The sequence below is a fragment of the Lentzea waywayandensis genome (assembly GCF_900115955.1).
GTDB lineage: Bacteria > Actinomycetota > Actinomycetes > Mycobacteriales > Pseudonocardiaceae > Lentzea > Lentzea waywayandensis.
Genome location: NZ_FOYL01000001.1, coordinates 1205930 through 1229932 on the forward strand (window position 1 = coordinate 1205930; position 24003 = coordinate 1229932).

Sequence of the window (24003 nt, forward strand, 5' to 3'; positions counted from 1 at the left end):
GGTGGGCGCATCAGGAGATGCCGAACTCGGTGTCGAGCAGCCGGAACATCTCGTCGTCGGTGGCGGAGTCGAGCCGGTCGGTGATCGACTCGTCCTCTCCTCCGTCGCGCCACTGGGCGAGCAGGACTTCGAGGCGGGCCAGGACGCGACCGCGGTCCTCCGTGCCGGACGCCGCCAGCCCGGCTTCGAGCCGGTCCAGATCGTCGCCGAGGAGGTCGGTCGCGGGCTCCACCAAGGACTTCAGGTGCACGGCGACGGCGTCGGCCGTCGGGTGGTCGAAAACAAGCGTGCTGGGCAAAGCGAGTCCGGTCGCCCTGGACAGGCCGTTGCGCAGTTCGACCGAGGCCAGCGAGTCGAGGCCGAGGTCGCGCAACGGCTGGTGGACGTCCACCGCCTCGGGCGCGGAATGCCCGAGCACCACGGCGATCTCGCCGCGCACGATGTCGAGCAGCAACCGGTCGAGCTCGGATCCCTTGGCAGTGCTCAGAATCTCGGCGACCGCACCACCGGACGTCACCTCGGCTGCCAGCACCTCGCGCACCTCGGGCAGATCGCCGAGCAGCGGACTCGGGCGCTGCGCCGTGAAAGCGGGCACGAACCGGCTCCAGTCGACGTCCGCGACGACGACCGCCGGCTCGTCCCGTTCCACAGCCGCGACCAGTTCCGCGACCGCCCGCCCCGGCGGCAGCCCGGCGACACCGCGCCGTGCCATCTGAACTCCGGCCTCGCCCTCGGCCATCCCGGGGCCGGCCCACGGCCCCCAGGCGATCGACGTGGCGGTCAGACCGCGGGCACGACGGGACTCGGCAAGCGCGTCGAGCGCCGCGTTGGCAGCCGAATAGGCACCCTGGCCCCCGCTGCCCCAGGTGGCCGCGATCGACGAGAACAGCACGAACGCGTCGAGCGGGGTGTCCCCGAGCAGGGCGTCGAGGTGGAGCGCCCCGAGGACCTTGGCCGACCGGACGCGCGCGAACTCGGCGAGATCGGTGTCCACCAGGTAATCGGGGTCGCCAAGGCCAGCCGCGTGCACGACGGCCGACGGCGGGAACTCCGCCACCAACGCGGCAAGCGCGTCCCGGTCGGCGACATCGCACGCGCGCACCGTGACCTGCGCGCCGAGTGCGGTCAGCTCGTCGACGAGCCCGGCATCAGCCTGCCCGCGGCGGCTGGTCAACACCAGGTGCCCGGCACCGTCCGCCGCCAGCCGCCGGGCCACCTGCCCGCCGAGCGCACCGGTGCCGCCGGTGATCAGAACCGTGCCGCGAGGCCGCCACTCCCGGACCTTCCGGCCGCCGGACGCCCGCACGAGACGCCGCCCGAACACCCCGGACGGCCGCACGGCGACCTGGTCCTCGGTGCCGCCGAGGACGGCGGCCAGGTCGAGGCCGGCTGCCGAGTCCACACCGCCATCCGGCGTGGCTGCCAGGTCCACACCCGCGTCCAGCACGGCTGCCAGGTCCAGACCGCCGCCCTGCACGGCGGCCAAGTCCACACCGCCGTCCAGCACGGCTGCCGGGTCCACACCACCACCCAGCACGGCTGCCAGATCCACACCACCGCCGTCCAGCACGGCCGCCAGATCCACACCACCACCCAGCACGGCTGCCAGATCCACACCACCGCCGTCCAGCACGGCCGCCAGGTCCACACCACCACCCAGGTCGACACACCCACCCCACCGACGCGGATGCTCCAGGCCGACCACGCGGCCCAGCCCCCAGATCTCAGCGGCGGCGGGATCCACCGCCTCACCCGGCTCGACCTGCACGGCATTGCGCGTCACGCACCACAACGGCGCCTCACGGCCCGCATCCCCGAGCGCCTGCACGAGGACGAGCACCTGACTGACGTCGGTGAGCAGCGACAACACACGATCGGTCTCCGGCACCAACGCGGCGAGGTCCGCCCGGCCGATCCCGGCAGGCAGCTCCAGCACCGTGGCGTCGAGCCTCTCGACGAACCGTTCCGCTGCAACGCCTTCCGGCACGACGACCAGCCACGATCCCGAAGCGGCCGAGACGTCGACCGGCTTCCAGACCACGCGGTAACGCCAGTGCTCGGCCCCACCGTCGGCCTCGGCGCGCCAGCGGGCCAGCGCGGGCAGCAAGCCGTCCACAGTGGACGCATCAATCGCGAGGGTGTCCGCCAGACCCGCGACGTCACCGTCACGGACAGCAGCCCAGAACCGCTCCCCGGCCGGATCAGCGGCCGCGGGCGAACCAGGGGCGAGCCAGTACCGCTCCCGTTCGAACGGGTACGTCGGCAGCTCGACCGGCACGTCCGCCGAACCGAGCAGCGAAGTCCACTGTGGACTCACCCCGCCGACGTGCAGCCGTCCCAGCGCGGTGAGCAGCGTCTCCGGCTCGGACCGGTCCGAGCGCAGCACCGGCACGGCGCCGTCGACCAGCGCGGACAGCACGGCGTCCGGACCGATCTCGACGAACGTGGTGACACCGTCGGCGCGCAGGGCCTCGACGCCGTCCGCGAACCGGACCGTCGCCTCGACCTGACCGGCCCAGTACTCCGCCGTCGCCAGGTCCGCCGTCCCGCCGGTGGGCACCATCGGCAGCGTGGCAGGGCCGAACGCCAGGCCGTCGAGCACGGCACGGAAGTCGGGCAGCATCGGCGCCATCAACGGCGAGTGGAACGCGTGGCTCGTGTTGAGCCGCTTGGTCTTGGCGAACTTCGACGCCAGCCCGGTGACCGCGTCCACCTCTCCGGACAACACCACAGCGGAAGAACCGTTCACCGCCGCGAGCGACACCCCGGAAGGAAGCGGCAGAACCTCGTCCTCCGAAGCCTGCACGGCGATCATCACGCCACCAGGCGGCAACGCCTGCATCAAGCGGCCACGGGCGGCCACCAGCGCGGCCGCGTCCTCCAGGCTCAGGATCCCGGCGACGTGGGCCGCGGCGATCTCCCCGACCGAGTGCCCGAGAACGACGTCCGGGCGCACTCCCCACTTCTCGAGCAGCCGCACGAGCGCGACCTCGATCGCGAAGATGCCCTGCTGCGCGAACTCGGTGCCGTCGAGCTCCGGTCCGCCGTCGAGGACGACCTCCCGCACGCGCGGGTCAAGGCAGGCGCACACGGCGTCGAACGCCGCCGCGAAGTCCGGGTACGTCTCGTGCAGCTCACGCCCCATCCCGGCACGCTGGGAACCCTGACCGGTGAACAGGAACGCCGTCCGGCCCGGCCGGGCGACCCCGGTGATCGCGCCACGGCCGTCCCGGATCGCGGCCAGCCCTGCCGCGCGGTCCTCTGAAGCAGTTGCGACGACCACCGCCCGGTGCTCGAACGCCGTCCGCCCGGTCGCGAGTATCCGTGCCACGTCCACCGCATCGGCGTCAACGCTCAGCAGCCGCTCGGCCTGTGCCCGCAGCGCGGTCTCGGTGCGAGCCGACAGCAGCCACGGCACAGGCCCGGCGAACTCTCGTTCCGCCGCAACTTCGGCAGGCTGTTCGAGGATGACGTGCGCGTTGGTACCGCTGACACCGAAGGACGACACAGCGGCCCGGCGAACATCGGTCTCCGGCCACGGAGTGGTCTCGGTCAGCAACGAGACCGCGCCCGCCGTCCAGTCCACCTTGGCCGACGGCGTGCCGAGGTGCAGCGTCCTGGGCAGCACGCCGTGCCGCATCGCCTCGATCATCTTGATGACCCCGCCCACGCCGGACGCGGCCTGGGCGTGCCCGATGTTCGACTTCAGCGACCCCAGCCACAGCGGGACCTCCCGGTCCTGGCCGTAGGTCGCGAGCACGGCCTGCGCCTCGATCGGGTCACCCAGCACGGTGCCGGTGCCGTGCGCCTCGACCACGTCGACGTCCGAAGTGGACAGACCGGCGTTGGCCAGCGCCTGCCGGATCACCCGCTGCTGCGACGGTCCGTTCGGGGCGGTGAGCCCGTTCGACGCGCCGTCGGAGTTCACGGCAGATCCGGCGACCACGGCGAGCACCGGGTGACCGTGCCGGCGGGCGTCCGAAAGCCGTTCCAGCAGCAGCATTCCCGCGCCTTCCGCCCACGCCGTGCCGTCGGCGTCGTCGGAGAACGACTTGATCCGCCCATCTGGTGCGAGCCCGCGCTGACGGCTGAACTCGACGAACGCGCCAGGACTCGACATCACCGTCACCCCGCCCGCGAGCGCCAGCGTGCACTCGCCCGCACGCAACGCCTGCGCGGCCAGGTGGAGCGAGACCAACGACGACGAGCATGCGGTGTCGACGGTCAGCGCCGGCCCCTCGAACCCGAAGGTGTACGCGATCCGGCCGGACAGCACGCTGGCCGCGGTGCCGGTGCCGAGGTTTCCGCCGACGTGCTCAGGTGCCTCGTGCAGCGGCGGACCGTAGTCCTGCGAGGCGACGCCGGCGAACACGCCGACGGCGTCCCCGCGCACCGCGCGCGGATCGATGCCCGCGTGTTCGAAGGTCTCCCAGGTGACCTCCAGCAGCAACCGTTGCTGGGGGTCCATCGCCAGCGCCTCGCGTGGGCTGATGCCGAAGAAGGCGGCGTCGAACCCGGCCGCGTCAGCCAGAAAGCCACCGTGGGCGACGTAGGTCTTCCCCGGCCGGCCCGGTTCCGGGTCGTGCACCTCGTCGAGATTCCAGCCGCGGTCCGCCGGGAACGGCGTGATCGCGTCGGTGCCGTTGAGCACGACGTCCCACAACCGCGCCGGGGACGTGACATCGCCCGGATAGCGGCATCCCATGCCCACGACGACGATCGGATCGTCCGAACCCGCGTGCGCGACGGGCGCCTCGCCGGTCCCGGTCTCGCCCACCAGCCACGCGGCCAGCGCGGCGGGCGTCGGGTAGTCGAAGACGAGCGTGGGCGGCAACGTCAGCCCGGTCGCCCTGCTCAGCCGGGAGCTCAGCTCCACCGCGGTGAGCGAGTCGAACCCCAGGTCGGCGAACGCACGGTCGCCGTCGAGTGCCTCCGGATACCCGAGCACGGCGGCGGCCTGCGCACGCACCAGGTCGATCAGCTCGATCCGGTCCCCCGGTGAGGGAAGGGCAGGACGCTCCGAAACCGGGGCACCGCTCGCCGTCGTGAGCCAGTAGCGCTCGTGCTGGAAGGCGTAGGTGGGCAGGTCGGTCCGGCGTGCGCCGGTCCCGGCGAAGTAGGCGGACCAGTCGACCGGAACACCATGGGTGTGCAGGGTCGCGACGGCGGTCAGCAGCGTGGCCGCCTCGTCCCGGTCCGGGCGCAGCGCGACGGCTGTCACGGCGTCGGAGAGCCCGCGGGCCAGCGCGGTCAGCACGCCGTCGGGTCCCAGTTCCAGGTAGGCCGTGACGCCCTGGTCCTCCAGCGCCGCGACGGCGTCCGCGAAGCGCACCGCGTCCCTGACCTGACCGGTCCAGTAGTCCACAGTGGACAAATTGGTCTCGGCCCGTCCGGTGCGAGTCGACACGAACGGCACGGCCGGCGCGCGGAAGTCCAGCTCTCGCACGACTTCTGCCAACGGCGCCAACACAGGATCCATGGCGGCGGAGTGGAACGCGTGGCTAGTGGTAAGACGCCGGGTGCGGCGACCCTGCGCCGCCCAGTGGGAAACGACGTCCGCGACGGCGTCCCGCGGCCCGGAGACGACGACCGAGGACGGCCCGTTCACGGCGGCGAGGTCCACCCCCGCCGGCAACGTGCCGACGATCTCGGCCTCGCCCGCCTCGACCGCGGCCATGGCCCCGCCCGCGGGCATCGCGGCCATCAACCGTCCGCGCGCGGCCACCAGTGCCGCCGCATCGGCCAGGCTGAGCACGCCCGCCACGTGGGCGGCGGTGATCTCGCCGAGCGAGTGCCCCGCTACGACGTCGGGCCGGACGCCCCACGACTCGACGAGCCGGGCGAGAGCGACCTCGACCGCGAACAGGCCTGCCTGCGCGTGGTCGGTTCGATCGAGCAGATCGCCGGACTCGGCGAACACGACGTCCTTGAGCGAGGGCGAGTCCTGACGAAGAACGTCAGGCTCAGCGGGCACGACGTCATCAGCCGACGGCACACCTCGCCGGTGCGCGTCGATCTCCGCGCACACCTCGTCGAACGCGGCGGCGAACACCGGGAACGCCGCGTACAGCTCCCGGCCCATCCCGGCACGCTGAGAACCCTGTCCGGTGAACAGGAACGCGAGCTTGGTGTCTCCAGAAGCCTTGCCCTGCACGAGATCGGCGGCGGGGAGCCCAGCGGCCAGCGCCGTCAACCCGGCCTGCAGCCCGGCCGCGCCCACGACGACCGCCCGGTGGTCCAGCAACGCACGGGTCGTCGCCAGCGAGTAGGCCGAGTCCAGGGAACCGGCTTCCGCCAGCCTTGCCGCCTGTGCCCGCAGTGCCTCCGGAGACTTCGCCGACAACAGGAACGGCAGAACGGCCGTCGTCGTGGCCGGCTCTGACTCAGGCGCGGCAGGAGCTTCCTCGACGATCACGTGCGCGTTGGTCCCGCTGACGCCGAACGACGAGACCCCGGCGCGACGCGGACGTTCCCCGGCGGGCCACGGCTGCGGCTCGGTGAGCAGCTCGACCGCTCCGGTGGACCAGTCCACGTGAGGCGAGGGCTCGTCGGCGTGCAGCGTGCGCGGCAACGTCCCGGCGCGCAGGGCGAGAACGGTCTTGATGATCCCGCCGACGCCAGCCGCGGCCTGGGCGTGCCCGAGGTTGGACTTGAGCGAACCCAGCCACAGCGGGGTCTCCCGGTCCTGGCCGTAGGTGGCGAGGATCGCCTCCGCCTCGATCGGGTCGCCGAGGACCGTGCCGGTGCCGTGCGCCTCGACAGCGTCCACATCGGACGGAACGAGCCGGGCGTCGGCCAGCGCCGCCCGGATCACCCGCTGCTGAGCGAGGCCGCTGGGCGCGGTGAGACCGTTGGAGGCTCCGTCGGAGTTGACCGCCGATCCGGCCAGCACGGCGAGCACGCGGTGACCGTTGCGTTGTGCGTCGGACAGGCGTTCCAGCACCAGGACGCCGACGCCCTCCGCCCAGCCGGTGCCGTCCGCGCCGGCGCCGAACGACTTGCAACGCCCGTCCGGGGCGAGGCCGCGCTGACGGCTGAACTCGACGAACCCGCCGGGTGTGCTCATCACCGACACACCGGCGGCCAGGGCCAGGGTGCTCTCCCCCGCGCGCAGCGACCGGATCGCGAGGTGCACCGCGACGAGCGACGCCGAGCACGCGGTGTCGACGGTGAGCGCCGGTCCCTCCAGGCCGAACGCGTACGCGATCCGTCCGGAAAGGACACTGGCGGCCAGTCCCGTGAGCAGATGGCCCTCGACGTCGGCGGGTGCCTCGTGCAGCCGCGGCCCGTAGTCCTGGCCGTTGGTGCCGACGAAGACGCCGATCTTGTTGCCACGCACGGAGTCCGGGGCGATGCCGGCCCGTTCGAACCCCTCCCACGCGGCCTCGAGCAGCAGGCGTTGCTGCGGGTCCATCGCGAGGGCCTCGCGCGGGCTCAGGCCGAACAGCTCGGCGTCGAACCCCGCGACGTCCTCCAGGAACCCGCCGTGCCGGACGTAGCTGGAGCCGGGCGCCTCGCTCGGGTCGTGCAGCCTGTCCAGGTCCCAGCCCCGGTCGCCGGGGAACTCGGTGACGGCGTCCCGCCCCAGCTCGACCAGCGTCCAGAGGTCCTCCGGCGTCCGCACCCCGCCGGGGTAGCGGCAGCTCATCCCGACGACGGCGACGGGCTCGTGCGCCTGGTCCTCCAGCTCGCGGACCCGGCCCCGCGCCTCCCGCAAATCACCGGTGGCGCGCTTGAGGTAGTCCAGGAGCTTCTCTTCGTTCGTCACGACGCGGCACCCAGTTCCTGATCCAGCAAGGCGAACATCTCGTCGGCACTGGCGGCGTCCAGATCCGCCGTGGCGTCGGGTCCCGGCGCGATCAACGCGCGCAACCTGGTCAGCACCTGGACGCGGGCCGCGCCGTCGAGGTCGCGCAGGCCCGCCTCGACGGCGTCGAGGTGGCGGTCCAGGCTGCCGGCGCCCGACCCCGATACCTCGGACTCCAGGTGTGCGGCGAGCGAGGACACCGTCGGGTGGTCGAACACCACCGTCACCGGCAGATCCAGCCCGGTGACGGAGGCCAGCCGGTTGCGCAGCTGGACACCCGCCGCGGAGTCGAGGCCCAGCTCGCGGAACGACCCGGTGAGCTCGACCTCCTCCGGCGACGCGTGCCCGAGCACGGCGGCCGCGGCGGAGCGGACCAGCTTCACCAGCGTCCGCCGCCGTTCCTGGCCGGTCTGCCCCTCCAGGTAGCCGGTCCACCTCTCGGTGACGCCCGCCACCGACTCCGCTCCTGCCGCCGGACCGGACGTGGTCAGCCAGTAGTCGCGGTGGTCGAACGCGTACGTGGGCAGGTCGACCCGCCGCCCGGCGGGAAGCAGCCAGTCGACCCCGACGCCGCGCACGGCCAGTTCGGCCAGGGACAGCCGGACCCGCGCGAGGCCGCCGTCACCGCGGCGCAGCGCACCGGCGACGACAGCGCCCGGTGCGGTCTGCTGCATGCCCATCGTCAGCACGGGATGCGGGCTCAGTTCGACGAACGCCGTCCGGCCTTCCGCCGTCAGCAGCCGCATCGCCGGGTCGAACAGCACCGGCTCGCGCAGGTTTGTGAACCAGTACCGCGCGTCCAGTCCAGTGGTGTCGAAGAAGGAACCGGTCACCGCCGACACGAACGGGATCTCCGCCTGGCGCGGCCGGATCGGGGCGAGGTCGACGAGCAGCCGCTCCCGCAGCGAGTCGACCTGCGCGGAGTGCGACGCGTAGTCCACCGGGATCCGCTTCGCGCGGTCGCCGCAGTGCTCGACCAGTTCGTCCAACGCCTCGGGCGCGCCGGAAACGACGACGGACTCGGCCCCGTTGACCGCGGCGATCGAAAGTTCCGGCCGCCCCGCCAGCAGGGCTTCGACCTCGGCGACCGGCAGCCGCAACGACACCATGCCGCCGCGGCCGGACAGCTCGGCCAGCGCCCGGCTGCGCAGCGCCACCACCCGCGCACCGTCCGAAAGGGACAGTGCGCCCGCGACGCACGCGGCGGCGATCTCGCCCTGGCTGTGCCCGAGCACGGCCGCCGGACGGACACCGTGGGACTGCCACAACGCGGCCAGCGACACCATCACCGCCCACAGCGCGGGCTGGACCACGTCGACGCGGTCGAGCTCGTCACCGCGGCGCAGCACGCGCAGCAGGTCGAAGTCGGTGAACGGCGTCAGCGCCGCGGCGCACTCGACCAGCCGAGCCGCGAACACCGGCGACGTGTCCAGCAGCTCCCTGCCCATGCCGGCCCACTGCGATCCCTGGCCGGGGAAGACGAACACCGCTGCCGAGTCCGCATCGGCGAGCCCGGTGACCGCGGTGGAGGTCTCCTCACCGGCGGCGAGCGCGGCGAGTCCACGACGACGCGTCTCTACGTCCGGGCCGAGCACGACCGCGCGGTGCTCGAACGAGCTGCGCGAGGTCAGCAACGAGTGCGCGACGTCGACCGCGCGACCATCCACACAGGACAACAGCCGGGAAGCCTGCCCTCGCAACGCGGCGGCGCTGCGAGCGGAGAAGACCCACGGCACCGCGGGGTCGTCCGGCCCGGACGGCTCCTCCGCGACGACCGGCGCTTCTTCGAGGATCACGTGAGCATTGGTGCCGCTGACGCCGAACGAGGACACCCCGGCCCTGCGTGGCCGCACCCCCGCAGGCCACGGCCGCGCCTCGGCGAGCAGCGAGACAGCTCCCGTCCAGTCGACGTGCGGCGAAGGCGAGTCGGCGTGCAACGTCTTCGGCAGAACGCCGTGACGCAGCGCGAGAATCATCTTCAGCAACCCGGCCACCCCGGCTGCGGCCTGGGTGTGGCCGAGGTTCGACTTGACCGAGCCGAGCCAGAGCGGTTCCGGCCGGTCCTGGCCGTAGGCCGCGAGCAACGCCTGGGCCTCGATCGGGTCCCCCAGCGCGGTTCCGGTGCCGTGCGCCTCCACAGCGTCCACATCGGACGCGGACAACCGCGCGTCGGCCAGCGCTGCGGCGACAACTCGCTGCTGCGCCGGGCCGTTGGGTGCGGTGAGCCCGTTGGACGCGCCGTCCGAGTTCACCGCCGAGCCGCGCACCACGGCCAGCACGGGGTGTCCGTGCCGAACCGCGTCCGAAAGCCGTTCCAGCAGAAGGACTCCCGCGCCCTCGGCGAAGCCGGTCCCGTCCGCCCCCGCGCCGAACGCCTTGCAGCGCCCGTCGGCGGAAAGCCCGCCCTGGCGCGAGAACTCGACGAACACCGACGGCGTGGCCAGCACGGTCGAGCCACCCGCGAGCGCGAGCGTGCACTCGCCCCGGCGCAGCGACTGCACCGCGAGGTGCACGGCCACCAGCGACGAGGAGCAGGCGGTGTCGAGCGTCAGCGCCGGGCCCTCGAAGCCGAAGGCGTAGGCGACCCGGCCGGAGGCGAGCGACCCCGACGTCCCCATCAGCACCCGGCCGGCGAGGTCGGCGTCGGACGCGCCGGTGCCGTAGTCCTGGTACATGGTTCCGGTGAACACGCCCGTCTTGCTGCCGCGCAACGACATCGGGTCGATCCCCGCGCGTTCGACCGCCTCCCAGGAGACTTCGAGCAGCAGGCGGTGCTGGGGGTCGGTGACCTCGGCCGCGGCCGGCGAGATGCCGAAGAACCCGGCGTCGAACGCGCCCGGCGCGGAGAGGAAGCCGCCGTGCCGCGTGCTGGAGTGCCCCGGCTCGTCCGGCCGGTGCAGGCCGTCGACGTCCCAGCCGCGGTCGCCGGGGAACTCCGTGATCGCGTCGGTGCCGTCGGCGAGCAGCCGCCACAGGTCCTCCGGCGTCGTGACGCCGCCGGGGTAGCGGCAGCCGGCGCCGACGATCGCGATGGGCTCCTCGGCCGCCCGCAAACGCTCGCGCGCCTGGTGCAGTTCGACGGTGACCCACCGCAGGTTCTCCAGCAGCACCTGGTCGTGCTCAGCCATGGTTGCCCAGCTCCTTGGAGATGAAGTCGAGGATTTCGTCGGCCGAGGCGGTGCGCAGCCGTTGTGCCGGGTCGTCCGGCGCGGGCTCCGGCCGCCTCAGCCGGGCACCCAGCGCGTCGAGCCGCGCCGCGACCGCGGCCAGCACGGCGTCGTCCACTGTGGACTCCGCCAGCGCCGCCTCCAGCCGGTCCACGTGGTCGAGCACGACCGGCCGCGCCGGTTCGGTGACCAGTCCGCGTTCGAGGTGCGCGGCGACGGCGGCCGGCGTCGGGTGGTCGAAGATCAGCGTCGCGGGCAGCCGCACGCCGGTCGCGGCGGTGAGCCGGTTGCGCAGCTCGACCGCGGTCAGCGAGTCGAACCCGATCTCGGCGAACGGCTGGGCCGGGTCGACCGCGGCCGTGCCCCGATGCCCGAGCACCGCCGCGACCTCACCGCGCACGAGGTCGAGCAACACCTGCTGCCGTTCGGCCGCGGGCACGTCACTCAGCCGGACCTGACTCTTCGGCGGGGTGACCGGGGTGCGCACGAGCCCGCGCAGCAGCGGCGGAATCTCGCCGAGCCGCGCCGCCGACGTCTCCAGCCGGACCGGGAACAGCACCGAGTCCCCGGCCGCCCAGGCCGCGTCGAACAGGTCGAGGCCCTGACGGCTCGACAGCGGCAGCACACCCGTACGGCTCAGCCGTCCAACGTCGGCTCCGCTCGTCATCGTGCTCGCTTCGGCCCACAGCCCCCAGCCCAGCGAGAGCGCGGGAAGTCCGTGCGCTCGACGCTGACGGGCGAGCGCGTCGAGATAGGCGTTCGCGGCGGCGTAGTTGGCCTGGCCCGCCGTGCCGAGGGTGCCCGCGACCGACGAGAACAGGACGAAGCTGCGCAGGTTCGCGGTGAGCTCGTGCAGGTGCCGGGCGGCGTCGATCTTGGGTCGCAGCACGGTGTCGAGCCGATCGGGCGTCAGCGCGGTGAACGTCGCGTCGTCCAGGACACCGGCGGCGTGCACGACCGAGGTCAGCGGGTGCGCGGCCGGGATCGCGGCGAGCACCTCCGCGAGCCGGGAACGGTCGGCGGCGTCAGCGGCCACGACCTCGGCTTCCGCACCCAGTTCCGCGAGTTCGGCGACGAACTCGGCCGCACCGTCGGTGGCCATCCCGCGCCGGCTCAGCAGCAACAGGTGCCGCGCGCCGTGGACGAGCACGAGGTGCTTCGCGACGAGCCGCCCAAGGGTGCCGAGCGCCCCGGTGACGAGCACGGTGCCGTCCGGGTCGAGCAACGGTTCGGTGGCGGCGCGAACTTCCGCGCGGGCCAACGCCGGGACGTGGGCTGTACCGGCCCGCAACGCGAGTTGTCCTTCACCGGTACCGAGTGCGGCGGGCAACGCGCTCAGCGAACGCGGGTCGTCGTCCACGTCGGCCAGCACGATCCGGCCGGGGTGCTCGGCCTGCGCCGACCGCAGCAGGCCCCACACCGCCGCGCCCGCGAGATCGGTGACGTCGTCCCCGGTGGCCGACCGGGTCAGCACGACCAGCCGTTCGTCCCCTGGCCGGTCCAGCCACTCCCGCACGAGATCGAGCTGCCGGACGAGCACCTCGCGGACGTCGCCGGTGCCCACGGGAACGATCACGTCGGCCCCTGCGGGCGTGCCGAAGTCTTGGTACACGGGCAGTCCCAGGTCGTCGCCGACCACGACCAGGTTCGGCGCGGACGCGGTGACCTCGATCGGCTGCCACGCGAGCCGGTACAACGAGTTCGAGCCGGCCGCGAGCTGCGCGGGCGAGAAGGGACGCAGCGTCAAGGCATCCGCGGTGAGCACCGGACGGCCGTTGTCGTCGTCGACCGCGAGCGACACCGTGTCGAGGCCCGCGGACGAAAGCCTGACACGCAAACGCTGAGCGCCCGAAGTGTGGGCAGTGACCCCGGACCACGTGAACGGCAGCCGCGGGGCATCGTCGGCGAAGAAGTCGCCGAGCCGCACGGCCTGGGCGGCGGCGTCGAGCAGTGCCGGGTGCATCACGAACGTGCCGGGTTCGGCGTCGATCGCGACCTCCGCGAAGACCTCGTCTCCCGACTTCCACGCCCGCGTCAGGCCCTGGAACGCGGGCCCGTAGTCGAAACCGTCCTCGGCCGCGGCGACGTAGAACTTCTCGACGTCCACCTCGACCGAGCCCGCCGGCGGCCAGGACAGCGCGGGCCGGGTGTTCGCCAGAGCCGCGAGCGTGCCGGACGCGTGCCGGGTCCACGGCATGTCACCGTCCTCAAGACGGGCGTGGATCCGCAGCTCCCGTCCTTCGGAGACGGTGACCTGGACGAGCATCGCGCCCTGGCGGGGCAGCACGAGCGGCGCCTCGACGGTCAGGTCCTCGACCGCGGCACCCGTCTCCCGGGCCGCGTGCAGTGCCAGGTCGAGGAACGCGGTGCCGGGCAGCAGCGGCGTGTCGAGCACGGCGTGGTCGGCGAGCCACGGCTGCGTCCGCAGGGACACCCTGCCGGTGAACAGCCGAATGTCCTGCTCGGCGAGCCGGGTCGACGCGGTCAGCAGCGGGTGCCCGGCGGCGTCGAGGCCCAGTCCGGTGACACCGGGCAGCACCTGCGGGGCGTCGAGCCAGAACCGTTCGCGCTGGAACGGGTACGCGGGCAGCGTGGCAGGCGCACCCGCGGGCAACGTCCAGTCGACCGGCACGCCGTGGACGTGCGCCTCGCCGAGTGCGTTCAGGACACGGACGAGAGAGCCGTCGTTGCGCTTCAGGGTGCCGATCGCGACCGCGGTGTCGCTCACATCGTCGAACGACTCGGCGAGCGCGGTGACGAGCACGGGGTGCGGGCTGCACTCGACGAAGACGTCGTGACCGGCCTCCACCAGCGCCTCGGTGGTGCGGGCGAACTCGACCGGCTGCCGCAGGTTCCGGTACCAGTAACCGGCTTCCAGGTCCGCGGTGTCCGTGAGCGCGGCGGTCACCGTCGAGTAGAACGGGATCCGCCCCGACTCCGGCCGCACCGGCGCCAGCACGCGGGCCAGTTCGTCCTCGATCAGCTCCACGTGCGCCGAGTGCGAGGCGTAGTCGACGGCGATCCGGCGCACCCGGACGTCCTGAACCGTGGCCAGCAGCTCCTCGACGGCGTCCGCATCGCCGGACACCACCGTGGAGGACGCACCGTTCGCCGCGGCGACCGAGAGCCGCCCGTCCCACGGGCCGATCAGCTCCCGCGCCCGCTCCACCGGTGCGGCCACGGACACCATGCCACCGCGACCAGAGACCGCGAGCAACGCCTTGCTGCGCAACGCGACCACCCGAGCACCGTCCTCAACGGACAGTCCACCGGCGACGACGGCGGCGGCGATCTCGCCCTGGGAGTGCCCGACGACGGCTGCGGGTTCGACGCCGTGCGCGCGCCAGACCGCGGCGAGCGACACCATCATCGCCCACAGCGCCGGCTGCACCACGTCCACGCGGGTCAACGCCTCGGCGTCGTCCAGCACGTCCAGCAGATTCCAGTCCACAAAGGACGACAACGCCGCCGCGCACTCGGACATCCGTTCGGCGAACACCGGTGAGGCCTGGAGGAGCTCCCGGCCCATGCCCGCCCATTGCGCACCCTGACCGGGGAACACGAACACGACTCGGCGAGCCGCACGAGCCACACCCGCGCCGCTGCCCTGCTCGGCCAGCGCGGTGAGACCGGCCCGCAGATCGCCCGCGACGACAGCGCGGTGCTCGAACCGCGACCGCACCGCAAGCGCACGCGCGACACCGGCCTCGTCACCTCCGACCAGCGGAAGAAGCTGACGCGCCCGTTCCCGCAGAGCAGGTTCGGTCCGCGCCGACAGCACCCACGGCACCGGCCCGGCCGACACCTCGGACTGTTCCGGCGCCGGAACCCCTTCCAGGACAACGTGAGCGTTGGTGCCACTGATCCCGAACGACGACACCGCCGCCCGACGCGGCCGCGTCACCGACGGCCAGTCGCGGGACTCGGTCAGCAGCTCGACGGCGCCGGACTCCCAGTCGACGTGCGGCGACGGCTCGTCGACGTGCAGCGTCTTCGGCAGCACACCGTGGCGCATGGCCTGCACCATCTTGATGACCGCGCCGACACCGGCGGCGGCCTGGGCGTGCCCGATGTTCGACTTGAGCGAGCCCAGCCACAAAGGCACGTCCCGGTCCTGGCCGTAGGTCGCCAGCAGGGCCTGCGCTTCGATCGGGTCACCGAGCGGGGTGCCGGTGCCGTGCGCCTCGACCGCATCGACGTCCGAAGTGGACAGTCCGGCGGCGGCGAGCGCCTGGCCGATCACGCGTTGCTGGGAAGGCCCGTTGGGTGCGGTGAGACCGTTGGAGGCGCCGTCGGAGTTGATCGCGGACCCGCGCAGCACCGCGAGCACCGGGTGTCCGTTGCGGCGTGCGTCGGACAGGCGTTCCAGCAACACCATCCCGGCGCCCTCGGCCCAGGCGGTGCCGTCGGCCGCCGCCGCGAACGGCTTGCACCGGCCGTCCGGTGCCAGCGCGCGCTGCCGGCTGAACTCGACGAACGAACCTGGCGTAGCCATCACGGCGACACCGCCCGCCAGTGCGAGCCCGCACTCGCCCTGCCGCAGCGCCTGGGCGGCCAGGTGCAGCGCCACCAGCGAGGACGAGCACGCGGTGTCGACGGTGACTGCGGGGCCTTCGAAGCCGAAGGTGTAGGCGACGCGGCCGGAGACGACACTGCCGGAACCGCCGGTGAACGAGTACCCCTCGGCCTCCTCCGGCAACGGGGCCAGCCGCGCGGTGTAGTCGTGGTACATGGCGCCCGCGAACACGCCGGTCCGGCTGCCGCGCAGGGACACGGGGTCGATTCCCGCGTTCTCGACCGCCTCCCAGGAGGTTTCGAGCAACAGGCGCTGCTGCGGGTCCATGGCGGTCGCCTCGCGAGGGCTGATGCCGAAGAACTCCGCGTCGAACAGACCGGCGTCGTGCAGGAACCCGCCGCGCGTCGTGTAGGTGCGGCCAGGGCGGTCGGGGTCGGCGTCGTAGAGCGCCTCGACGTCCCAGCCGCGATCGTCCGGGAAGCCGGTGATGGCGTCGCGGCCGTCGGCGACCAGCCGCCACAGCTCGTCCGGGCTCGTCACCCCGCCGGGGAAGCGGCAGGCCATCGCGACGATCGCGATCGGGTCGCCCGAGATCTCGGTCCGCGCGACAGCGGACCGGCTGTCGTCGGACCCGGCGAGCTCGGCGTGCAGGCGGTCGATCACCGCCGCCGGGGTCGGGTGGTCGAACAGCAGCGTGACGGGCAGCCGGAGTCCGGTGGCGGTGGCGAGCCGGTTGCGGAACTCGACCGAGGTGAGCGAGTCGAAGCCGATCTCCTTGAACGCGCGGTCCGGCGCCGCGGCCTGGTTCGCCAGCCCGAGCACAGCCGCGATCTCGCCGTGCACCAGCGCGGTCAGCGCCTCCCTGCTCATCCCCGCGTCCGGGCGGACGTTCGTGCCTCGGCCCGCGCGCAGGCGGACGAGACCCCGCAGCAGTGCGGGCACCGCGCCGGCGGCCCGCAGCCCGGCCTCGTCGAGCCGCAGTGGCACCAGCACCGCGTCCTCGGCACCGCGGCACCGGTCGAGCAGAGCGAGAGCGTCCGAAGTGGACAGTGTGCCGACCCCGGCGCGGGACATCCGGATCCGGTCCTGGGCGGCGAGCCCGCCGCCCATGCCGTCCGCCGTCTCCCACAGGCCCCAGGCCAGCGCGGTGGCGGGCAGGCCTGCGTCCCTGCGGTGTGCGGCGAGCGCGTCGAGGAAGGTGTTCGCGGCGGCGTAGTTCGCCTGTCCCGCCGTGCCCAGGGTGCCCGCGACCGAGGAGAACAGCACGAACTCGGCCAGGCCGGACGTCAGCTCGTGCAGGTGCCAGGCGGCGTCCACCTTGGCCCGCAGGACGTCGTCGAGTTGCTGTGCGGTGAGCGTCTCCACCGGGCCGTCGGCGAGGACGCCGGCGACGTGCAGGACCGCCGTCAGCGGGTGAGCCTCGGGGACCTCGGCCAGCAGCGCCGCGAGCGCGGCGCGGTCGGCGACGTCGCAGCCGGCGAGGGTGACGTTCGCCCCCAGCGCCTCCAGTTCCGCGACCAGTTCTTCGGCGCCGTCCGCGGTACGTCCGCGACGGCTGACGAGCAGCAGGTGCCGGAAACCCTGCCCCGCGAGCCGCAGAGCCAGCGCGCGGCCGAGCCCACCGGTCGCGCCGGTGAGGAGCACTGTGCCGTCCGGGTCCGCGGCAGGCGCGACGTCCGGCACGGTGGCCCTGGCGAGCCGTGGCGCGTGAACGGCACCGTTGCGGTGTGCGACCTCCGGTTCACCGGTGGCCGCCGCGGCCGCGATCTCGGCCGGGCTCAGCTCGTGGTCGCTGTCGAGCAGCACGAACCGGCCGGGGTGTTCGGTCTGGGCCGAGCGGACCAGGCCGCGCACAGTGGCGTGCGCGAGGTCGCTGAGCACGAAGACGAGCCGGGCGCCGTCGAACCTGGGGTCGGCGAGCCAGGTGCGGACGAGTCCGAGCGCGTGTGCCGCGGCGGTGTGCGCCTGCTCTGGCACCGCACCGGTGCCGATTTCCGGCCGCACCGCCACGAAGTCGGGCACGTCGACGAGGGAGTCGGGGCCAGTGGTGATCACGCACGCCGACGAGGTCTCCGGCGCGGGCACCGGCGTCCAGGTGATGCGATACACGTCGTCGTGGGCGACGGTGGCCGTCAGCTGGTCCGCGGTGACCGGTCGCAGCACCAGCGCGCCGACCGAGGCGACCGGCACACCACTGGCATCCACAATGGACATTTCGACGTCGTCGCCGGCCGGGGTGTACCGGACGCGGATCGTGCTCGCGCCGGTGGCGTGCAGGCGGACGTCGTGCCAGGAGAACGGGATCCGGCCCGCGCCGACCCCGGCCGGGTCGCCGAACGCGACGGCGTGCAACGCACCGTCGAGCAACGCCGGGTGCAGGCCGTACGCCGCCGCTTCCGAAACGCGGTGCTCCGGCAGGGCGACTTCGGCGAACAGCTCGTCGCCTCGCCGCCACACCGCGCGGAGGCACTGGAACTCGGGCCCGTAGCCGAACCCGGCTTCGGCGAGCCTCGCGTACCGGCCGTCGAGGTCGACCGGGTCGGCGTCCGCGGGCGGCCACACCTGCTCGGACGACGGCACGTCGCCTCCTGCCGAGACGAACCCGGCGGCGTGGCGAACCCAGCCCGCGGTCATCGAAGGCTGGTCGGGACGCGACGACACCACGATCGTGCGCCGACCGCCCTGGTCGGGTGCGCCGAGGGCGACCTGGAGCTGGACCCGGCCGTCGGCGGGCAGAACCAGCGGTGTCTCCTGGACGAGCTCGTCGAGCCGATCGCAGCCCGCCTGCCCCGCCGCGAGCAGCGCGAGTTCCACGAAAGCGCTGCCGGGCAACAGGTTCGCGGCCAGCACGACGTGATCGGCCAGCCACGGCTGCGTGCGCACGGACAGCACACCGGTGAACAGAACGCCGTCGGTGCCCGCGATCTCGGCGCCACCGCCGAGCAGCGGGTGCCCGGTCGGGGTGAGCCCGGCCGCCGCGGCGTCGGCGGGCAGCGAGCGCGGCGGCAGCCAGAACCGGTGCCGCTCGAACGCGTAGGTCGGCACGTCCACCGGAGAAGCACCGGACGTGACAGCGGGCCAGTCGGCCTCTACGCCGCGCACGACCATCCCGGCGAGCGCGGTGAGCACGGACTGAAGATCATTTCGTTCGGCCCGCAGCGTGGGCAGGACCGAGAAGTCGCCCTCCGGCAGGCAGTCACGGGTCATCGTGCTCAGCACGGCGTCGGGCCCGAGCTCGACGAAGGTGGTGACTCCGGCGTCGGCCAGGCGGCCGATCGCGGCGGCGAAGCGGACGGTGTCGCGGACGTGCCGGCCCCAGTAGCCGGCGGTGCCGGGGTCGCCGTCCCCGCCGACCACCAGCGGAATCCGCGCGGGGTGGTAGGTGACCGACTCGGCGACCTCGCGGAACGCGTCGAGCATCCCGTCCATCAACGGGGAGTGGAAGGCGTGGCTGACGTTGAGCCGCCGGGTCCGGCGACCGAGCTCCGTGAAGTGCCGCGCGATCGCCGTCACCGCGATCTCCTCTCCGGCAACGACGACAGCGGCCGGTCCGTTCACCGCGGCGAGCGACACCTCGTCGCCGCACAGCGGGAGGACCTCGTCCTCGGCCGCCTCCACCGCGACCATCGCGCCGCCGGCCGGCAGCGCCGCCATCAGCGCGCCCCTGGCCGCGACGAGCCGGGCCGCGTCGGCGAGATCGAGGATCCCGGCGAGATGTGCGGCGGCGAGCTCACCGATCGAGTGGCCGGCGAGGAACCCCGGCCGGACGCCCCAGTGCTCGAACAGCCGGAACAGCGCCACCTCGACGGCGAAGAGCGCGGGCTGGGTGTAGGAGGTCCGGTCGAGCAGCTCCGAGCCGGACGCGAACACGACAGTCCGCAGTGGACGGTCCAGATGCGGGTCGAGCGCGGCGAACACGTCGTCGAGCGCCTGGGCGAACGGCGGGCAGGACTCGTACAGGTCCTGTGCCATCCGAGCCCGCTGGGAGCCCTGGCCCGTGCAGAGGAACGCGAGCACGCCCTGCGACACCCGGCCGATTTCCTTGCTCCCCAAGGCGTCCAGCGCGGCCAGATACCCGTCGCGGTCAGCGGCGACGACACCGGCCCTGTACTCGAACCGGGTGCGAGCGGCCAGCGTGGTGGCCACCCCGGCGAGCGGCAGGTCCGGGTGGGCGATCAGGTGGTCCCGCAACCGTTCGGCCTGACCGACGAGCGCGTCTTTCGTCTTCGCGCTGAGCAGCCACGGCGCCGGGGAGTCGCTCACCTGGCCCTGATCGGTGGCAGGTGCTTCCTCCAGCACCGCGTGCGCGTTGGTGCCGCTGATCCCGAACGACGACACGGCTGCTCGGCGAACCCGGTCCCCCGCCGGCCACGCGACGGGTTCGGTCAGCAGCCGGATCTCGCCCGCGGACCAGTCCACGTGCGGAGAAGGCACCTCGGCGTGCAGGGTCTTCGGCACGACACCGTGCTGAAGAGCGAGCACGAGCTTCACGACGCCACCGATCCCGGCGGCGGCCTGGGCGTGCCCGATGTTCGACTTCAGCGACCCCAGCCACAACGGGGTCTCCCGGTCCTGACCGTAGGTGGCCAGCAGTGCCCGCGCCTCGATCGGGTCACCCAGCATGGTTCCGGTGCCGTGCGCCTCGACCACATCGACGTCCGAAGTGGACAGACCGGCGTCGGCGAGGGCCTGGCGGATCACCTTGCCCTGGGCGGGACCGCTCGGTGCGGTGAGGCCGTTGGACGCGCCGTCGGAGTTCACCGCCGAGCCGCGGACCAGAGCGAGCACGGGGTGCCCGTGGCGGCGCGCGTCGGACAGCCGCTCCAACAGGACGACGCCCACGCCCTCGGCCCAGCCGGTGCCGGACGCGTCGGCGGAGAAAGCGCGGCAGCGGCCGTCGTCCGACAACCCGCCCTGCTTGGCGAACTCGACGAACATCCCCGGCCCGGACATCACGGCCACGCCGCCGGCGAACGCGAGCCCGCACTCCCCCGCACGGAGCGCACGCACGGCCAAATGCAGTGCCACCAACGAGGACGAGCACGCGGTGTCCACGGTGACCGCCGGGCCTTCGAGCCCGAAGACGTGCGCGACGCGGCCGGAGATCAGGCTGGTGGTCGTGCCGGTGAGCAGATGTCCCTCGGACACCTCGGCGGCCTCGTGCAGCCGCGGTCCGTACTCGTGCGAGGTGGCGCCGAGGAAGACGCCGTCGCGGTGGCCGCGCACGGTCTCCGGCCGGATGCCGGCGCGTTCGTAGGCCTCCCACACGGCCTGCAGGACAAGTCGTTGCTGCGGGTCCATCGCGAGGGCCTCGCGCGGGCTGATGCCGAAGAACCCCGCGTCGAACTCGGCCGCACCGGCGAGGAACCCGCCGTCGCGCACCGCACCGCTGTCCCAGCCCCGGTCGGCGGGTGGCGGGCCGATCGCGTCCGTCCCGTCGGCGACCAGCCGCCAGAGGTCCTCGGGGCTGTGGACGTCACCGGGGAACCGGCAGGCCATCGCGACGATCGCGATGGGTTCGTCCTCGCGCCCGGACTCCTCCGCGGTCTCGGGCTCGGTCTCGCCGGCGAGGTGCGCGGCCACGGCCGCGGGCGTGGGGTGGTCGAACAGCAGCGTCGCCGGCAGCGCGCGGCCCGTGGCCTCCGCCAGCCGGTCGCGCAGTTCGAGGCCGGTCAGCGAGTCGACGCCCAGGTCGCGGAAGGTCCGGGAGGCGTCCACGTCGTCCGCCGACCGGTGTTCCAGGACGGCCGCGACCTCGGCGCGGACCAGGTCCAACGGGCTGGCCGGATCGCTGGCGCGGGGAGCTCGTTCGGCCGCGGGGACGTCTCGTCGTTCCTGCGGTTCCCCCGGCAACCAGTAGGACTCGCGCTGGAACGGATAGGTCGGCAGCTCGACCCGGTTGCCCTGCCACGCGGCGAAGACCGCGTCCCACTCGACGTCCCGGCCGGTCACGTGCAATGCGGCCAGCGCCCGCAGCACAGCGGCGGTCTCGGACCGGGAACCACGTTGTGCCGCGACGACCTCGGCGCCGATGACGGTCGCACGGGCCTGCTCGGTGAGCACCCCGGCCGGGCCGATCTCCACGAAGTCCGTGACCCCGGCGGCTTCAAGTGTCTGAACGGCGTCGGCGAAGCGAACGGCCTCACGGGCCTGGCGCACCCAGTACCCGGCGGTGCCCAGATCGGTCGAGAGAAGCCCGGTCACCGTCGACACCACGGCCAGCCTCGGGTCCGAATAGGACACTTCCGCCGCGATCCGGCCGAACTCCGCCAGCATCGGCTCGATCCGGGCGGAGTGGAAGGCGTGGCTGACGGTGAGCCGCTTGGTCCGGTGCCCGCGTGCGGCCAGCACCTCCGCGGCGGCAAGCACCGCGTCCTCGTCACCGGACAACACCACCGCCGCGGGCCCGTTCACCGCGGCAAGGGAAACCCGGTCGCTCAGGAGCGGACGGACGTCGTTCTCAGCGGCCTCCACCGCGACCATCGCACCGCCGACCGGCAACGCCTGCATGAGCGCGCTTCTGGCGGCGACCAGCTTGGCTGCGTCCGCGAGGGAGAACACCCCGGCGACGTGCGCCGCGACGAGCTCGCCGACCGAGTGCCCGGCGACGAGGTCCGGCCGGATCCCCGCACTGGCGAACAACTCGAAGAGAGCCAGCTCGAAGGCGAACAGACCGGGCTGGGTGTACTCGGTGCGGTGGAGGTCGTCACCGTCCTCGCGCACGACGTTGGCGAGCGGCCGGTCGAGCAGGCCGTCGAACGCGGCACAGGCGGTCTCGAACGCCTCCGCGAACACCGGGAACGCCGACGCCAGTTCCACGCCCATCCCGGCGCGCTGGCTGCCCTGACCGCTGAACAGGAACGCGAGCGACCCGCGCGGCGCGACCCGGCCGCGGACGATCTCGTGCGCGCCCCCGCCACCGGCCAGGGTGTCCAGGCCGCGCAGCAACGCCTCCCGGTCGCGACCGACGACGACCGCGCGGTGCTCGTGGTGCTTTCGGGTGACGGCAAGAGAAAGTCCGGCGTCGACAGAGTCCACTGAGGACAGTGCGCCGTGCATCCTGGCCGCCTGGTCCCGCAGGGCGTCCGGCGTGCGGGCCGACAGCAGCCACGGCAGGGCGGATGGCGTGCTCGGAGCAGTGTGGTCCCGCGGCGGCGCCTCCCGCACGACGACGTGACAGTTCGTGCCGCCCATGCCGAACGACGAGACTCCCGCGACGAGCGGTGCACCGGGTTCGGGCCAGTCCGTCACCGTGGTCTGCACCCGCAGGCCGAGTTCCCGCACCACCGGGTTGGGCGCTTCGAACCCGAGGCTGGGCGGCAGCTTCCTGTTGCGCAGCGCGAGAACGACCTTGACCAGCCCGGTGACTCCGGCGGCCGCCTCGGTGTGGCCGACGTTCGTCTTCACGGAACCGACGACCAGCTCATGCCTGAACACCTGGCCGAGAGCGGCGGCCTCGACCGGGTCACCGGCCTTGGTGCCCGTGCCGTGGAGTTCGACGTACTGCACGTCCTGCGGCACGATCCCGGCGCGGTCGTAGGCGAGCCGCAGCACTTCGGCCTGGGCGTCGGCGTCCGGAGCGGTGAGCCCCGCCCCGCCGCCGTCGTTGCCGATCGCGCTGCCGGCGATCACCGCGTGCACGAGGTCGCCGTCGGCGAGCGCCTGGTCGAGGGGTTTGAGGACGACGGCCGCGCCGCCCTCGCCACGCACGAACCCGTTGGCGCGCAGGTCGAAGACCCGAGAGGTCCCGTCCGGCGACAGACCGCCGAAGCGTTCGGCGAGGACGGCGCCCTCCGGCACGAGGTTGAGGTGCACGCCACCGGCGATCGCGACCGCGCATTCCCCGCGGCGCAGGCTTTCCACGGCCTGGTGCACGGCGACCAGCGAGGACGACTGGCCGGAGTCGACGACGAAGCTCGGCCCGCGCAGGCCGAGCGCGTAGGAGACGCGGTTGGCGATGAGACCGCGGCGGACGCCCGCCATCGAGTGCCGGGTGACGGCATCGGTACCCGCGCGGTCGAGCAGGGTGGCGTAGTCGTCGGAAGCGGCGCCGACGAACACACCGGTCCGTGCCCCCGGCACCGTGCCGGCGTTCTCCACGGCCTCCCAGGCGAGTTCGAGCATCAGCCGCTGCTGCGGGTCGATCGCGGCGGCTTCGCGCGGTGAGATGCCGAAGAACGCGGGGTCGAAGTCCGCGACCCGGTCGAGGTAGGCGGCGGGTGGCGCGGCGGGATCGGTGACCCGGCCGGCGGGCGGCGCACCGATCGCACATCGGCTGTCGCGCAGGAGTGCCCAGAACCCGGCCGGGTCATCCGCCGCGGGCAGTCGGCAGGACAGGCCGATGATCGCAATCCCCTGCGGCATGAGCCCTCCTCGCCTGGTCGCCCGCATTGCCTGCAAAAACTAGAAAGAACGGCTTGCCGCTCACTTCCACCGACTTCTCCGCCGCTGAAAGTCACGGATCGCGACGAAAGCGCTGCGGTCCGTGACGTTCCGGACAGACGAAAGAGGGG

The 24003-nt window shown here is 73.2% G+C and carries 3 protein-coding genes; all 3 read right to left on the reverse strand.

The window, feature by feature from the left end:
- Positions 1 to 10: 10 nt before the first annotated feature.
- Genes BM417_RS04780 through BM417_RS04790 form a run of 3 tightly spaced genes read right to left on the reverse strand, consistent with a single transcriptional unit; the run spans position 11 to position 23854 of the window.
- Entirely contained in the window at positions 11 to 7768 is a 7758-nt protein-coding gene (locus BM417_RS04780; RefSeq protein WP_093588454.1) for a type I polyketide synthase, read from the reverse strand.
- Positions 7765 to 10935 carry a type I polyketide synthase gene (locus tag BM417_RS04785; protein WP_093588455.1) on the reverse strand — a complete coding sequence of 1057 codons (3171 nt, stop codon included), beginning with the start codon at positions 10933 to 10935 and terminating at the stop codon, positions 7765 to 7767. The genes BM417_RS04780 and BM417_RS04785 overlap by 4 nt, the downstream gene beginning before the upstream one ends.
- Positions 10928 to 23854 (reverse strand): type I polyketide synthase, encoded by a 12927-nt coding sequence (locus BM417_RS04790; RefSeq protein ID WP_093588456.1) that lies wholly within the window; start codon positions 23852 to 23854, stop codon positions 10928 to 10930. Before BM417_RS04790 ends, BM417_RS04785 begins: the two co-directional genes overlap by 8 nt.
- Positions 23855 to 24003 lie beyond the last annotated feature (149 nt).

Bases quoted from the DNA above. Each gene is read 5' to 3' on its own strand.
- BM417_RS04785 (WP_093588455.1), bottom strand. From the start codon at position 10,935: ATGGCTGAGCACGACCAGGTGCTGCTGGAGAACCTGCGGTGGGTCACC.
- BM417_RS04790 (WP_093588456.1), bottom strand. From the start codon at position 23,854: ATGCCGCAGGGGATTGCGATCATCGGCCTGTCCTGCCGACTGCCCGCG.